This window comes from Aliiroseovarius sp. (assembly GCF_030148435.1).
Taxonomy (GTDB): domain Bacteria; phylum Pseudomonadota; class Alphaproteobacteria; order Rhodobacterales; family Rhodobacteraceae; genus JASBTN01.
In genome coordinates this window covers 26657-40692 of sequence record NZ_JASBTN010000024.1, presented here as the reverse complement: position 1 = coordinate 40692, position 14036 = coordinate 26657, and the positions used below count along the sequence as shown (strand labels likewise).

The following is a 14036-nucleotide window of genomic DNA, read 5'->3' as shown; positions in this document are numbered from 1 at the left end:
AGCAATGGGGGTAATCGCACGATGCAATCGGTCAGGTATGACGCGAATCCGCCGGTGCTGCGCAACAATCCCGCGGTCTTCGTGATCAGCGTCATAGCGGTCGCGCTGGCGCTGATCCTGTCGGGGCAGGCCCCGCAGCTGATCCTGCTGGTTCTGGCTTTGCTCATCCTCGGGTGGCTCGTTCTTTTTGTCCTGTCAAAGGCACACCGCCTGACGATCACGGATAACGAAGTGCGCTATGTAAACGGTTTGCTGGCGAAGGACCGTACCGAAATGAGCCTCGCCTCGATCCGGTCCATTCGCATCGACCAGAGCTTTCTTCAGAGGATTCTGGGGGTGGCGGAGGTCGCGTTCTATTCGGCTGGCGACCAGCCGGAAATCCGCGTTGCGGGCATGCCGGATCCGCATCTCATCCGCGAAATCGTTGACGGGTAGGAGCCAATCGCCATGCCATCGAACAGAGACCTGGAAGAGCGCAAGTCAACGACCCGGCTGTTCCTGATCATTGCGATCGTCGTCGTAGCGCTGGTGGTGGTCCTTCTGGTCTTTGTTGCCCCGTCCGTATCCGCCGCCCTGGCGCCCGGGGTGGGGCTGAAGGGGGCGGCGATCTCGGCATTCCTGGTGACGCTGGTGGTGATCGTCGTGCTGATGCTCACCGCCGGTGACGGGCTGATCGGAGAGATCCAGTTCACCCTGCCGGCCTTCTTCGTCTTCTTCCTCCTGATCTGGGTGCTGATCGCCTGGGTTTTCTGAGGTTTTCTGAAAGGCACGAAACATGTCCATCGAAGTCATCGTCATCATGGTCGTCGCGGTCGCCGTTCTGGGGATTTTCGGAAATGGTGCACGCCGTCGCCGCAAGCGTGACGACGAGGGCACCCGGATCGTCATCGTCAACAATGACGAGGACATTCGCATCGAAACCGGCCAGTCCGACGACAAGCCCAGGGGCGGGTCCGTATTCGCCAAGCTTTTGACGATGATCGTCTCCCTGGCCGCCGGGTTCGCGGCTGCCGGCTTCGTGATCGTCAATTTCCTGGAACCGAACATGGGCCCGATCGACCCGTTTGAGCCGCTTGCCGTTCTGCTCTACCTCGTCTTCGGTCTGATAATCTACGGCATCATCCGGGCCTTCGCGCGGCGCTGACGCGCCTGTTTCCGGCACGTGCGCGGCAGGTCAGCGCATGGCGTCGGTTGCGGGGCGTCCCTGTGCCACCAGCCGGGCCATTTCGCGCACACGCGCACCGGCGTGATGGAAGAACATCGTGTAGCTTTCGCAGAAGTAATTGTGCCCGGCCTCGCCGTCACGCGCCTTGGCGAAGCGGTGTTTCGGGCAGCCCCCGTTGCAGGCGAACCGGAACTGGCAGGCTTGGCACTGTGCGGTCAGGCCGGTCAGCTTGTCTTGGCCGAACTCGGCTTGCCGATCCGTCCATAGCATCTCGCGCAGCGGGGTTTCGGTAATGTTTCCAAGGCGGTATTCCGGGTATACGTAGTGGTCGCAGCTGTAAAGGCTGCCGTCATGTTCCAGCGCGAGCCCCATTCCGCAGGTCTCGGCGAACACGCACAGCGGTGACGGGCGCCCCATCCACAGGGCAACCTGCACGTCGAAATGCTGCACGAAAACGCGGCCGATGTCCGATTTGAACCAGGCGTCGAACACATCGCACAGAAACTTGCCATAGGCGCGTGGGGCGACGCTCCATTCCGTGACCGAATTGCCCGGGGCCATGTCCACCTGTGGCGCCCCGGCCAAGCCATCAATGCCGCTGCGTTCGGCAATCGGGATGAACTGGATGAACTCGAATCCCTGCTGTTTGAGGAACCTGTAGACCTCGCGCCCCTTGCCGCCATTGGCGCGGTGAACCGTGGTCAGGGCGTTATGCTCCACGTCGTGGCGTTTCAACACCTCCAGCCCGCGCATCACCGCGTCAAAGGTCGGGCGCCCGGCCCGATCAATGCGATAGCGGTCGTGAACCGCCTTGGGGCCATCGATGCTGATCCCGACCAGGAACCCGTTGTCGGCCAAAAAGGCCCCCCAGTTATCATCCAGCAGGATCCCGTTGGTCTGAAAGGCGTTTGTCACCCGCGTACCTGCCGGTGCCATCTGCGTTTGCAAGGACACGATCTTGCGGAAATAGTCGACGCCCAACATGGTCGGCTCGCCCCCTTGCCAGGCAAAATTCACCTCGGGCATCCCGGCCTCGATCGACGCATCGATTGTCTGGCGAATGTAGCTTTCAAGCACCTCATCCGACATGCGGAACTTCTTCTCGGACGGGTAGAGCTTTTCCTTTTCAAGGTAGTAGCAATAGGTGCAGTCGATATTGCAGCGCGGCCCGATGGGTTTGGTCATGATGTTGAAAGGCTGCGGCTGCATGGGGGGTCTCCGGGTGGTGCTGCCCCCTTTCTGCCCCGGTTTCGACGCGGAATGCAATTGCCCCGGATGGCCCTGGCCTAGATATGGAGCGCATGCCCCAGCGCTCTGAGGCAGGCCTCCTGCAAGGCTTCCGACTGGGTTGGATGGGCATGGATGGTCGCGCCGATATCGTCCAGGCAGGCGCCCATTTCAATTGCCAGCGAGAAGGCGGCGGAGAGTTCCGAAACGCCGGCCCCGACCGCTTGCAGCCCGACAACGGCCCGGTCGCTTTCCCGGTAAACCACGCGAACAAACCCATCTTCGCGCGCGCAGGTCATGGCACGGCCATTGGCCAGGAAAGGAAAGTCGCTTGCCTTGGTCCCTTCGACCTCACCGGGAAGGGCTCCGCAGGTGACGATTTCAGGGTCCGTGAAACAGACCGCCGGTATGGCACGCTTGTCCCATTCGACCGCGTGACCCGCGACATGTTCGGCCACCAGCTCACCCTGCGCCATGGCGCGATGGGCCAGCATCGGGTCTCCGGTCACATCGCCGATTGCATAGATGCCGCGCATCGAGGTCTGGCAGGTGTGATCTATGCGGATGAACGGCCCGTCCAGGGTCAGGGCCAGTTCCTCGACACCGATGCCATGGGTGCGGGGGCGGCGGCCAACCGTGACCAGCACCTTTTCGGCGTCGATACGCCCCTTGTCGGTTGCAAGACGGCCTGCCTCGAAACCCTGCGCCGTCGTATCGGTCATGACCGTTACGCCAAGTGTCGACAGGTGGTCGGCGACCGGTGTAGTCAAGGCCTTGTCGTAGGTCGGCAGGATGCGATCGGTCGCCTCGACGACAGTCACCTTGCTTCCCATCTTGGCAAATGCCGTGCCCAGCTCCAATCCGATGTAGCCACCGCCGATGACGGCGAGGCTTTTCGGCAGCTCGGTCAGCGATAGCGCCTCGGTCGAGGACAGGATATCGCCGCCAAAGGGCAGGAAGGGCAGCTCCACCGGCGCCGAACCCGAGGCGATCACCACATGTTCGGCGCGGATTTCCAGCACTTCCTCACCCTTCGAAACCGAGATGGTCTTGCCGTCGATAAACCGCGCGCGCCCTTCGACGAAGCGCGCGCCCGCCCGTTTCATCAGGCCTGCGACACCGCCTGTCAGACGGGTGACGATACCGTCTTTCCACGCAACGGTTTTGGCCAGGTCGAGGCTGGGCTGCGCCGCGGAAATGCCCAGCGGTCCATCGGCGACGGTGGCGATGCGGTGGAATTCCTCGGCGGCATGGATCAGCGCCTTGGAGGGGATGCAGCCGATATTCAGGCACGTGCCGCCGGGCGCGGCCTCGTCCACCACGATGGTGTCTATGCCCAATTGGCCCGCGCGAATGGCGCAGACATAGCCGCCGGGACCGGCACCGATAATCAGCAACTTGCAGGTCAGATCGGTCATTTAGTCCTCCACAAACAGCATGGCCGGTGACTCCAGCAGGGTTTTCAGTTTCTGCACGAACACCGCCGCGTCCCAGCCATCGATCACCCGGTGGTCAAAGGAACAGGAGATGTTCATCATCTTGCGTGGCCGGAACTGCTGTCCATCCCAGACCGGGCGCACCTGCATCTTGTTGACGCCAACTATGGCCACCTGCGGGTGGTTGATGATCGGCGTGGTGGCCAGGGCCCCGAGCGGCCCCAGAGAGGTGATCGTGATCGTGCCACCTTGCAGTTCGTCTATCCGGATCGTGCCTTCCCGCGCGGCTTCGGCCAGACGGGAGAGTTCGGCGGCATTGTCCCAAAGGCTGCCCGCTTCGGCGTGGCGGACCACCGGGACGTTCAAGCCGTTCGGGGTTTGGGTGGCGATGCCGACATGCACCCCGCCATGGCGGTGGATCACGCCGGCTTCGTCGTCATAGCGCGCGTTCAGCCCGGGCTGTTCCCGCACTGCCTCGACGATTGCCCGCATCAGAAATGGCAGGAGCGTCAGCTTGGGGCGCTCGCCCATGTGTTTGGCGTTCAGCGCGGCGCGCAGAGACTCCAACGCCTCCATCTCGACCTCTTCGACGATGGTGATATGCGGGATCTGGCGTTTGGACAGCTGCATCTTTTCTGCGATCTTGCGGCGCATCCCGATGACGCGGATTTCCTCGATGCCGGTATTGGCTGCGCGGGTGACGCCGCCCTGCTGGATGCCACCGGAAGCAACCCAGTGATCCAGATCCGTGTGGCTGATCCTTCCGGCGGGGCCGGAGCCGGGGACCTGACGCAGATCGATCCCCTCTTCGCGGGCCCGGGCCCGGACCGAGGGCGCGGCCAGCGGCTTGCTGCCCAGGGTCCGCGCAACGGGTACGGGGGTGGGATCCGATGGGGCGACCGGCCCCGGGGCAGGGGCAACGGGCGGGGCAAGCTCGGCCTCCGGCTCCGCTGCGGTCTTGGGGGCGGGTGTGTCGACGGGGGCTTGCGCCTCATTGCCCTCACCCTCGACTTCGATGCGGATCAGCACCGCACCGACCGCCATCAAAGTGCCGATTTCGCCTCCCAGTTCGATGACCTTTCCGTCAACCGACGACGGCACTTCGACCGCGGCCTTGTCGGTCATCACGATGGCCAGAACGTCGTCTTCTTTGACGATGTCGCCGGGCTTGACCGTCCATTCGGTCAGTTCGGCTTCGGTGATGCCCTCGCCGATGTCGGGCAGGCGGATTGCGTGAATGCCCATGGGTCAATCCTCCATGACTTTTTTCAGCGCTTCGCCAACGCGGGCGGGGCCGGGGAAATACTCCCATTCCTGGGCGTGCGGGTAGGGCGTGTCCCATCCAGTGACTCGGATGACCGGCGCCTCCAGGTGATAGAAACAGGTTTCCTGCACCAGGCTCATCAGTTCGGCTCCGAAACCGCTGGTGCGGGTGGCCTCGTGCACGATCACGCAGCGGCCGGTTTTCCGGACCGAGGCGCTGATTGCGTCCAGATCCAGCGGCAGCAGGCTGCGCAGGTCGATGATCTCGGCGTCGACGCCTGTTTCTTCTGCGGCGGCTTCGGCCACATAGACCATGGTGCCATAGGCCAGCACGGTGACGTCTGCGCCGTCCCGGGTGATCGTCGCCTTGCCAAGCGGGATCGCATTGTCACCGTCAGGCACATCCCCCAGCGGGTGGTTTTTCCACGAGGTCAACGGCTTGTCGTGATGACCGTCAAAGGGGCCATTGTACAGGCGCTTGGGTTCCAGAAAGATCACCGGATCGGGATCGGCCACGGCGGACAGCAGCAGCCCCTTGGCATCGATCGGGTTGGAGGGCAGCACGACCTTTAGGCCCGACACATGGGTGAACAGAGCCTCGGGGCTCTGGCTGTGGGTCTGGCCGCCGAAAATTCCGCCGCCGGTGGGCATGCGGATGACCAGCGGGCAGGTGAAATCACCGTTGGAGCGGTGCCGCAACCGGGCGGCCTCGGAGGCGATCTGGTCATAGGCCGGATACACGTAATCAGCGAACTGAATCTCGATCACCGGTTTCAGACCGTAGGCGGCCATGCCAATGGCGGTGCCGACGATACCGCTTTCATTGATCGGTGCGTCAAAGCAGCGGCTCTTGCCGTATTTTTCCTGCAGGCCTGCGGTGCAGCGGAACACGCCGCCGAAAAAGCCCACATCCTCGCCAAAGACCACAACCCGGTCATCGGCGGCCATGGCCACGTCATGGGCGTCGCGGATGGCTTCGATCATTGTCATATGTGCCATGGCTCAGTACCCCGCTTCCTGGCGCTGCCGGACCAGGTGCGGCGGCATGGTCTCGTAGACCCCTTCAAACATGTCGCGCGGGCTGGGCGCCTTGCCATCGCCCAGTGTCCCCACGGCTTCGGCCTGTTTCTGCACCGCCGTCACCTCGGCCAGGATTTCGGCCTCGGCCTGGGCGTGGCGTTCCTCGGACCATTCACCGATGGTGATCAGATGGGTTTTCAGGCGCTCCAGCGGGTCGCCCAGCGGCCAGGCAGCGGCCTCGCGTCTGGACCGATAAACAGAGGGATCATCCGAGGTCGAATGCCCCCCGGCCCGGTAGGTCACATGTTCGATCAGGGTTGGGCCACAGCCACGGCGGGCCCGTTCGGCGGCCCATTTTGCCACCGCGTGCACGGCAAGGTAGTCGTTTCCGTCAACCCGCAGCGACGCGATGCCGAACCCGTGGCCGCGCGCCGCGAAGGTTCCGACGCCGCCGCGCGCAATGCCCTGAAACGTCGAAATGGCCCATTGGTTGTTGACGATGTTCAGAACAACCGGCGCCTTGTAGGTCGAGGCAAAGACCATGGCCGCGTGGAAATCGTTCTCTGCCGTTGACCCGTCGCCGATCCATCCGGTCGCGATCTTCGTATCCCCCGAGATCGCCGAGGCCATGGCCCAGCCGACCGACTGCACGAACTGCGTACCCAGATTTCCGGAAACCGAAAAGAACCCGTGTTCCTTCGACGAATACAGGATCGGCAGCTGGCGCCCGTGCAGCGGATCCTCGGCGTTGGAATAGATCTGGTTCATCATGGTCAGCATCGGATAGCCGCTGGCCACCAGAAGCCCGGCCTGACGGTAGGTCGGAAAGTTCATGTCCCCTGGCTGTAGCGCGCGGGCGAAGGCACAGCTGACCGCCTCTTCGCCCAGATGCTGCATGTAAAAGCTGGTCTTGCCCTGGCGCTGTGCGGTGAGCATGCGCGCATCGAATGTGCGCAGGACCATCATGTGGCGCAGGCCCTCACGCAGCTCCGCGGCGCTCATGTCGCCGGCCCAATCGCCCACGGCTTCGCCTTCCTTGTTCAACACGCGCACGATGGAAAATGCCATGTCGCGGATCGCGTCCGGGTCCACATCCACCGGCGGTCGTTTCACATCCCCTGCGCGCGGGATTTCGAAGTCGGAGAAATCAGGTGTGTCACCCGGGCGGCAACCTGGTTCCGGGACATTCAGCGAAAGCGGCTCATAGGCAGAGGTCATGAGATCCCCTTTTTTGCATGGGCTGTGCGGGTCACACAGGCGGGGCCGGGACACAGGCGCGACGGTCCGGATCGCTTCCAATCGGGGCGCCGTGTGACCTGCGGTGCGGCGGCTTCAATGTCTTCCAGACTATCAGAAAGGTGGGAGTTGCTTAATCCCGATTTGGCAGCTAATTTGACCCAAATTAGCGAAATACACTACGGATAGGGGTTTTTCTTGGCTTCAATCACCATTGATCATCTGGATCGGGAGATTTTGCGGGCATTGGAGGAGGACAGTCGCATTTCGCTGGTGCAGCTGTCCGAGCGGATTGGTCTTTCGGCGACGCCATGCAAGCGTCGCGTGGCACGGCTTCAGGAGACCGGTTTGATCTCGGGCTATTCGGTTGCCATCGACCGAAGCGTCGCCGGGTTTGGCATCACCGCCTTTGTCTCTGTCGAGCTGGACCGCACCAGCGCCGATCAGATCGCGGATTTCCAACGCCATGTCGCCCTGTTCGACGAGGTGGTTGCCGGAACGCTCATGACCGGTGCACAGGATTTTCTTCTTGAAGTCGCGGTGGAAAGCCTTGAGGAGTTTGACGCCTTTCTGCAAACGAAACTGATGCGCTTCGCGGGGCTCAGGAATGTCAAATCCCGGTTTGCGCTGCGCAAGTTCATCAATCGCCACCGATTGCCTTGAGGGGCGCCGGGTCCGGTTGGGAAACCGCAGACAAACCCGGATATTGCGGAATTGTTTTCAGGCGGTGGACTGTCGGGGGGCGACCGGCCCTGGCTCTTTCGCCTGGTGAAGGTTTGCCCGGCTCATATCCTGCTGCGCGAAGTCGATCAGGCTACGCAGCTTGCGGGGCAGGCTGCGACCTTCGAGGTAGACGGCCGAGATCGGGCTTTCCTCCCCCTCATATCCCGCCAGCAGGCGGATCAGCCTGCCGTCGGCAATCGCGTCATTCAGGGCAAATCCCGGACCGTAGACAATCCCGTGGCCGGCGGCAGCCAGTTCGCAGGCGGCCCGGGCCGAATTGACCATGAACCGCCCGGAGACATTCACGACCTCTTCGGCACCATCCTTGCGGAATACCCAGCGGTTGGCGGCCCGGCGGTTGGTGTCCAGGATACAGATGTGCCGGTCAAGATCTTGCGGGTGCTGCGGCAGGCCGTGGTCGGCCAGATACGCCGGGCTTGCCGCCGCGTAGGTTGGAAAGGCCCCAAGTTTGCGTGTTTTCACGGAAAGCCGGTCCGACTTGCCGATGCGAAAAGCCAGGTCAATCCCGTCGGAGGCGAGGTCCGAGAAGCTGTCGGTCAGGCGCAGGTCAATGGACAGGTCCGGGTGGCGCGCGGCGAAACGGCCCAGCATGCCATTCACGTAGATTTCGCCAAAGGTCACGGGCGCCGAGATGCGGATGGTTCCGGAAAAGCCGCGCCTGTCCTCGGTCACTTCAGCCAGCATGTCCTCCAGCTCGTCCATCAGGCCAGGCGCGCGGGCGATCAGGTCCGCACCCGCCGCCGTAAGCCCGACCTTGCGCGTGGTGCGCTGGAACAGCCGCACGCCCAAATGATCCTCAAGTGCAGCAACATATTTCGAAGTCAGCCGGTTCGATATGCCCATCTGCTCTGCTGCAGCGGTAAAAGAGCCGGTCTGGGCGGTGGCTACAAAGGCTCTCAACCCATCGATCAGGTCCATGCGGGACTTTCCATTAGGAACGTTGTGTGGGTAGTCATTCCATAAATTCGCCATTTTGTTGATTGTTGGCAAGTCCTAGATTGTACCCATCGAAACAACAGCTCCGATGGCAGAGACCAAAGGAGCATCCGACCAAAGGACCAAGACCATGATCGACCAAAAAACTGCTCCCTATGCCGCCCTTGCGCTGCGCCTTGTGACCGGCGGCCTGTTCCTGGCTCATGGGCTGACCAAGTTGCTGGTGTTCACCATCCCCGGCACCGTCGGCTTCTTCGAAAGCCTGGGCCTGCCCGCCATACTCGCCTACCTGACCATCATTGCCGAGATCGGTGGCGGTGTTGCCCTGATCCTGGGTGTCGCCACCCGCCTGGTGTCGCTGGCGGTGCTGCCGGTGCTGCTGGGCGCCATCTGGGCCCATTCCGGTGCAGGCTGGATGTTCACGAATGAAGGCGGCGGCTGGGAGTTCCCGCTGTTCTGGGCCATTGCACAAGCCTCGCTTATGCTGCTCGGCAATGGTGCCTTCGCGCTGAAACTGCCGTTTGTCGACAAAGCCCTGGGCCAATACGCCTGACCAAACCAGTGCCGCCTTTGGGCGGCACCCCGTCCCTTTCAGGAGCCGCGAGATGAAAGCCCTAAGTTCCCTCCAGTCCCTGCGTGACCGCTTTGCCGCTTCCGCACGGATGCCGCTCGTCTTTCTGGGACATGGATCCCCGATGAATGCCATCGAGGATACCGCTTACAGCCGCGGCTGGACCGAACTTGGCCGCCAGTTGCCGCGCCCGCAGGCGATCCTGGTGGTGTCGGCCCATTGGGTGACAAGCGGCACGACCCTGGTCGATGTCTCGGATCTGCCCTCGGTCATTCACGATTTCTACGGGTTCCCGAAGGCGCTCTATGATCAGGACTACCCTGCGTCGGGGGCCCCCGGGGTCGCGCGCGAGGTGGTGTCGCTGCTGTCCAGCCACAAGGCGCAGGAGGATGAGACCTGGGGGCTGGATCATGGCTCATGGACGGTCCTGAAGTTCCTGTTTCCCAAAGCGGATGTGCCCGTGTTCCAGCTGTCGATCGACATGACGCAGGATTTCGAGTGGCACCTGGAGATCGGCCGGACCCTGTCGGAGCTGCGCGACCGCGGGGTGCTGATCCTGGGGTCGGGCAACATCGTGCACAACCTGCATGCCTTGCGCCCGGCAGGCCCGCCACCCGATTTTGCACAGGCGTTTGACACGATGTTCACCGACCGTCTGACGGAACGCGACTTCGGGGCTCTGACTGATCGAAAGCGCATGGGCAGCCTGCTGCGCCAGGCACATCCGACCGCAGAACATTACGTGCCAGCCCTGACCATTGCCGGGGCCTCCGACGACCGGGACGCGCTGAGCTTCCTGAACGACAGTTTTGATCTGGGCTCCGTCTCGATGCGGTCCTTCGTCTTTCACACCTGAGAAAGGGCAACACCATGCTTGTGAACGGAAAATGGGCTGATGACTGGCAGCCGGTTCAGAAAGCCGACGAAGCGGGCCGGTTCGTCCGCCAGGTTTCGGAGTTTCGCAACTGGATCACACCCGATGGCAGCGCCGGGCCGACCGGTGACGCGGGCTTCAGGGCCGAGGCGGGGCGCTATCGCCTCTATGTCGCGCTGATCTGCCCCTGGGCCTCGCGCACTTTGATGGTCCGCAAGCTGAAAGGGTTGGACAAACTCCTCCCGGTGACGGTTGTCAATCCGGAACTGACGGACCAGGGCTGGACCTTTGGGGGGTATCCGGGCGCGGACGAGGATCAACTGTTCGGTGCCCGCTACCTGCATGAGCTGTATACCCGCGCCGATGCCTCCTATACCGGCCGCGCGACCGTGCCGGTTCTGTGGGACATGAAACGGAATGTGATGGTGAACAACGAAAGCGCCGACATCCTGCGGATGCTGGACACTGCCTTTGAAGGGATTGTCCCGTCCAGCCTTCGCCTGTGCCCCGCCGATCTGACACCTCAAATCGATGCGTTGAATGCGTGGATCTACGAGACGCTCAACAACGGTGTCTACCGCGCGGGTTTCGCCACGACACAGGCGGCCCATGACGAGGCCGTCGAGGGTGTATTCACCACGTTGGACGCGTTGGAAGAACGTCTGACCGGAGATTACCTGTTCGGCGATCGTTTGACCGAGACGGACATTCGAACATTCGTTACCCTGATCCGGTTCGATGCGGCCTACCACGGGTTGTTCAAGACCAACCGCCGCCAGATTGCAGACTACCCGCGCCTATCGGCCTACATGCGGCGTATCTTCCATCTGCCCGGGATTGCCGGCACGGTGAACATGGACCATATCACACGTGGTTACTACTCGATCAAAGCCCTGAACCCGAACGGAATTCGGCCGGAGGGCCCGGCGCATGTCAAGGCGTTATTGGCATCGGTTGTCTGAAGGATCGCGGGAATGCCCGCTGGCCGCCTCCGCGCCCCGGTTCTGGTGCAACGTCTCAATGATATTCGCCAAGGCGGCGCGGGCCAGTGGCCCGGTCAGGACGCGGAGGCAGGGGCCAGAGCTTTCCAGATCGCGGTGATCTTCGGATCGTCCCGGCCCGAAGGGCGGAAGGCACAGATGTCGATGTCCATCCCCCATTCCGGCCCGCCGACGGGAGAAATTTCTTCGGCTGCGGCCCGATCGACGGCGCTTCGTGGCAGCCAGCCCACGCCATAGCCCGCCACGATCACCTCTTTCAGCACGTCGGACATGTCGCATTGCACCCGCAGCTTGTAGGGCAGGGGGTGTCCTGCGCGTTCCAGAACATGTTCGAACAGGCGCGAGAAATAGGCCCGCTGGGAATAGGCGATCAGGGGGAATGGGGATTTCTGCTGCCCTGGAAATCCGAATTTTTCGCGTTTGACCGGGTCACGGGTTGCATAGGGCATGAACCGGTCCTGCCGGATCACGAGGCGGTCGTGCCGGTCCAGCTTGTCATGGGTCGGGATCGCCGCGCAGTCATGGGAAAAGAGGATGTCCGCATCACCCGCAAGATACCGGGCCACCACGTCATTTGTATTGCCGACGATGACCGAGAAGGAGCTTTTATGCTTCTGCCCGATCACGTCCAGAACGCGTTTGAATTCCGAACGCGCCAGCACCTGCGGCATGGCGATGCGCGCCTGGGACATGACGTCGAACTGGTTCGAACGGATCGAACTGCGCGCCTCGAACAGGCGATCGACGGCGATCTTGGCGTCCTCGCGAAATTGTTCACCGGCCTCGGTCAGACGCACGGGCACCGCCCCCTTGACGACAAGATCGGTGCCCACCCATTGCTCCAGCGATTGAATGCGCCGGGAAAACGCGGCCTGGCTGACATTCCGGAAGTCGGCGGCCCGGGTGAAATTTCTCAGCTCCACGAGAGCCAGGAAATCCTCGAGCCACCGAACGTCCATGTTGTGTCTCCCTAGAGGCCAATGGCCCTGTAGTAGTCGGCAATACGCGCGATCGTTACCACATAGGCGGCGACGCGCAAAGTGGCGTCGGGGAGGTTTGCCTTGCGGTCCATGATGTCCTCGAAGGCGCGGATCATGATCTCTTCCAGCCCCGACCGCACCAGGTCGATCTCGCTGGTCGAGCGGGCAATCTCGGCGCGCTGATCGTCTTTCAGGGGGCGCCCGGCGATTTCCTCCAGCGCGGAAAGAACCGCCGTGCCCGCATTGGCGTTGCGGCGCCGGTCCATCAGGCCGAAGGGCAGGTGGGTGATGTTCTTGACCCATTCGAAATAGGAAACGACGACCCCGCCCGCGTTCACGTAGAGGTCGGGCAGAACCACGATGCCCCGCCGGGTCAGGCAGTCCTCGGCCTCGGCCGTGACCGGACCGTTGGCGGCCTCGACGATCAGCTCGTATTTCATGTCCTCGCAGTTCTGCGCGGTGATGGCGTTTTCCTTGGCGGCCGGGATCAGCACATCCGCAGCCGTATGGGTCAGCCCCAGGTCGCTGGGCACGGTTTCGGCGCCGGGGAATTCGGCGATGGATCCGGTTTCCACACGCCAGGCGGCGACCGCTTCGACCTCAAGGCCCGCGGGATCGAAAATGGCGCAGTCGTGTTCCACGATGCCGGTGATCAGGGCGCCGTCCTCGGCCAGGAACTTGGCGGCGTGGAAGCCCACGTTGCCGAACCCCTGGACAACGATGGTCAGGCCCTTCACGGATTTCTGGCCGGCAATCGGTGCGGTGTCGGGGTGGGTCAGGTAAGCGTTCAGCGCGTATTGCACGCCGCGCCCGGTGGCCTCGACCCGGCCTTCGATGCCGCCGCGCGCCACTGGCTTGCCGGTCACACAGGCGGCCTGGTTGATCGCATCCGAACGCCCTGTCTTGCGAAACTCGTCCGCCATCCAGGCCATTTCGCGTTCACCGGTGCCCATGTCTGGGGCGGGCACGTTGCGGCCCGGATGGATCAGGTCACGGCGCGACAGTTCCTGGGTGAAACGGCGGGTGATACGCTCCAACTCGTCTTCGGTCCAATCCGCCGGGTTGATCTTCAGCGCCCCCTTGGAGCCGCCGAAGGGCACGTTCACCAGAGCGCATTTCAGGCTCATCAACGTGGCCAGCGCCTCGACCTCGTCCAGGCTGGCGTCGGGGGCGTAGCGGATACCGCCCTTGACCGGTTCGATGTGTTCGCTGTGCACCGAACGCCAGCCTTCGAAACTGTGCACCCGACCGCGCAGCTTGACGCCGAATCGTACGGAGTAGGTCGAGTTGCACTGGGCGATCCGCTCGGCCAGCCCTTCGGGCAGGTCCACGCGTGCGGCTGCGGTGTCGATGAAGTGTTCGACACTGTCGAGAAACTCTTGCTGTTTCATGTCTCTTTCATTCCTTGCGTCCCGCCAGCCGGGACATGGGCGCAGGGAAACGCCATTGCGGCGGGACAGTCCAATGCGGATATTGCATCGGTCATGCCAATGGCAAAGGGCGAGAGGTTTTTCGCCCATGCAGCGCCGGTGAGTTCCTGTTGCCGCCGTTTCACAATGACTGCTTCATACATGTTGATCTTG

The 14036-nt window shown here is 62.7% G+C and carries 15 protein-coding genes; 7 read left to right on the top strand and 8 right to left on the bottom strand.

The window, feature by feature from the left end; genetic code table 11:
• Positions 1-21 precede the first annotated feature (21 nt).
• Genes Q1V43_RS04260 through Q1V43_RS04250 form a run of 3 tightly spaced genes read left to right on the top strand, consistent with a single transcriptional unit; the run spans position 22 to position 1144 of the window.
• Complete coding sequence (locus Q1V43_RS04260) at positions 22-435, top strand: PH domain-containing protein (RefSeq protein WP_300514306.1); 414 nt, start codon at positions 22-24, stop codon at positions 433-435.
• A gap of 12 nt (positions 436-447) precedes the next feature.
• Positions 448-753 carry a hypothetical protein gene (locus Q1V43_RS04255; protein WP_300514303.1) on the top strand — a complete coding sequence of 102 codons (306 nt, stop codon included), beginning with the start codon at positions 448-450 and terminating at the stop codon, positions 751-753.
• Between the two features lie 22 nt (positions 754-775).
• Entirely contained in the window at positions 776-1144 is a 369-nt protein-coding gene (locus Q1V43_RS04250) for a hypothetical protein (RefSeq protein WP_300514300.1), read from the top strand.
• A 30-nt stretch (positions 1145-1174) separates the two neighbouring features.
• On the opposite strand, the gene Q1V43_RS04245 is transcribed toward Q1V43_RS04250, so the two are convergent.
• The 5 genes from Q1V43_RS04245 to Q1V43_RS04225 all read right to left on the bottom strand — a co-directional run bounded on the left by Q1V43_RS04245 (position 1175) and on the right by Q1V43_RS04225 (position 7329).
• Positions 1175-2374, bottom strand: coding sequence for an anaerobic sulfatase maturase (locus Q1V43_RS04245; protein ID WP_300514297.1), 1200 nt, complete (start codon positions 2372-2374; stop codon positions 1175-1177).
• Between the two features lie 77 nt (positions 2375-2451).
• Positions 2452-3810, bottom strand: coding sequence for a dihydrolipoyl dehydrogenase (lpdA, locus tag Q1V43_RS04240; RefSeq protein ID WP_300514294.1), 1359 nt, complete (start codon positions 3808-3810; stop codon positions 2452-2454).
• Positions 3811-5073, bottom strand: a complete 1263-nt coding sequence (locus Q1V43_RS04235; protein ID WP_300514291.1) for a dihydrolipoamide acetyltransferase family protein — start codon at positions 5071-5073, stop codon at positions 3811-3813.
• Between the two features lie 3 nt (positions 5074-5076).
• Complete coding sequence (locus Q1V43_RS04230) at positions 5077-6090, bottom strand: alpha-ketoacid dehydrogenase subunit beta (protein WP_300514288.1); 1014 nt, start codon at positions 6088-6090, stop codon at positions 5077-5079.
• A gap of 3 nt (positions 6091-6093) precedes the next feature.
• Positions 6094-7329, bottom strand: coding sequence for a 3-methyl-2-oxobutanoate dehydrogenase (2-methylpropanoyl-transferring) subunit alpha (locus Q1V43_RS04225; RefSeq protein WP_300514286.1), 1236 nt, complete (start codon positions 7327-7329; stop codon positions 6094-6096).
• Positions 7330-7545: 216 nt separating this feature from the next.
• On the opposite strand from Q1V43_RS04225, the gene Q1V43_RS04220 reads away from it, so the two are divergent.
• Entirely contained in the window at positions 7546-8010 is a 465-nt protein-coding gene (locus Q1V43_RS04220; protein ID WP_300514283.1) for an Lrp/AsnC family transcriptional regulator, read from the top strand.
• Between the two features lie 57 nt (positions 8011-8067).
• Here Q1V43_RS04220 and Q1V43_RS04215 read toward each other — a convergent pair whose 3' ends face one another.
• Positions 8068-9009 carry a LysR family transcriptional regulator gene (locus Q1V43_RS04215; RefSeq protein WP_300514280.1) on the bottom strand — a complete coding sequence of 314 codons (942 nt, stop codon included), beginning with the start codon at positions 9007-9009 and terminating at the stop codon, positions 8068-8070.
• A 148-nt stretch (positions 9010-9157) separates the two neighbouring features.
• On the opposite strand from Q1V43_RS04215, the gene Q1V43_RS04210 reads away from it, so the two are divergent.
• The 3 genes from Q1V43_RS04210 to Q1V43_RS04200 are packed head-to-tail and all read left to right on the top strand — an operon-like array spanning position 9158 to position 11434.
• Complete coding sequence (locus Q1V43_RS04210) at positions 9158-9580, top strand: DoxX family protein (protein WP_300514278.1); 423 nt, start codon at positions 9158-9160, stop codon at positions 9578-9580.
• Between the two features lie 52 nt (positions 9581-9632).
• Positions 9633-10454: a 4,5-DOPA dioxygenase extradiol gene (ygiD, locus tag Q1V43_RS04205; RefSeq protein ID WP_300514275.1), complete on the top strand. Its 822-nt coding sequence runs from the start codon at positions 9633-9635 to the stop codon at positions 10452-10454.
• Between the two features lie 14 nt (positions 10455-10468).
• Positions 10469-11434, top strand: a complete 966-nt coding sequence (locus Q1V43_RS04200; protein WP_300514272.1) for a glutathione S-transferase family protein — start codon at positions 10469-10471, stop codon at positions 11432-11434.
• Positions 11435-11529: 95 nt separating this feature from the next.
• Here Q1V43_RS04200 and Q1V43_RS04195 read toward each other — a convergent pair whose 3' ends face one another.
• Together Q1V43_RS04195 and Q1V43_RS04190 are read right to left on the bottom strand one after the other, a co-directional pair.
• Positions 11530-12432, bottom strand: a complete 903-nt coding sequence (locus tag Q1V43_RS04195) for a LysR family transcriptional regulator (protein ID WP_300514269.1) — start codon at positions 12430-12432, stop codon at positions 11530-11532.
• Between the two features lie 11 nt (positions 12433-12443).
• Entirely contained in the window at positions 12444-13844 is a 1401-nt protein-coding gene (locus Q1V43_RS04190; protein WP_300514267.1) for a Glu/Leu/Phe/Val dehydrogenase, read from the bottom strand.
• Between the last annotated feature and the right edge of the window lie 192 nt (positions 13845-14036).

Excerpts from the sequence above, each read along its gene's own strand:
- Q1V43_RS04195 (WP_300514269.1), bottom strand. The coding sequence starts at position 12,432 with ATGGACGTTCGGTGGCTCGAGGATTTCCTGGCTCTCGTGGAGCTGAGA.
- lpdA (WP_300514294.1), bottom strand. The coding sequence starts at position 3,810 with ATGACCGATCTGACCTGCAAGTTGCTGATTATCGGTGCCGGTCCCGGC.
- Q1V43_RS04225 (WP_300514286.1), bottom strand. The coding sequence starts at position 7,329 with ATGACCTCTGCCTATGAGCCGCTTTCGCTGAATGTCCCGGAACCAGGT.
- Q1V43_RS04200 (WP_300514272.1), top strand. The coding sequence starts at position 10,469 with ATGCTTGTGAACGGAAAATGGGCTGATGACTGGCAGCCGGTTCAGAAA.
- Q1V43_RS04215 (WP_300514280.1), bottom strand. The coding sequence starts at position 9,009 with ATGGACCTGATCGATGGGTTGAGAGCCTTTGTAGCCACCGCCCAGACC.
- Q1V43_RS04230 (WP_300514288.1), bottom strand. The coding sequence starts at position 6,090 with ATGGCACATATGACAATGATCGAAGCCATCCGCGACGCCCATGACGTG.
- ygiD (WP_300514275.1), top strand. The coding sequence starts at position 9,633 with ATGAAAGCCCTAAGTTCCCTCCAGTCCCTGCGTGACCGCTTTGCCGCT.
- Q1V43_RS04235 (WP_300514291.1), bottom strand. The coding sequence starts at position 5,073 with ATGGGCATTCACGCAATCCGCCTGCCCGACATCGGCGAGGGCATCACC.
- Q1V43_RS04210 (WP_300514278.1), top strand. The coding sequence starts at position 9,158 with ATGATCGACCAAAAAACTGCTCCCTATGCCGCCCTTGCGCTGCGCCTT.
- Q1V43_RS04245 (WP_300514297.1), bottom strand. The coding sequence starts at position 2,374 with ATGCAGCCGCAGCCTTTCAACATCATGACCAAACCCATCGGGCCGCGC.
- Q1V43_RS04255 (WP_300514303.1), top strand. The coding sequence starts at position 448 with ATGCCATCGAACAGAGACCTGGAAGAGCGCAAGTCAACGACCCGGCTG.
- Q1V43_RS04190 (WP_300514267.1), bottom strand. The coding sequence starts at position 13,844 with ATGAAACAGCAAGAGTTTCTCGACAGTGTCGAACACTTCATCGACACC.
- Q1V43_RS04250 (WP_300514300.1), top strand. The coding sequence starts at position 776 with ATGTCCATCGAAGTCATCGTCATCATGGTCGTCGCGGTCGCCGTTCTG.
- Q1V43_RS04260 (WP_300514306.1), top strand. The coding sequence starts at position 22 with ATGCAATCGGTCAGGTATGACGCGAATCCGCCGGTGCTGCGCAACAAT.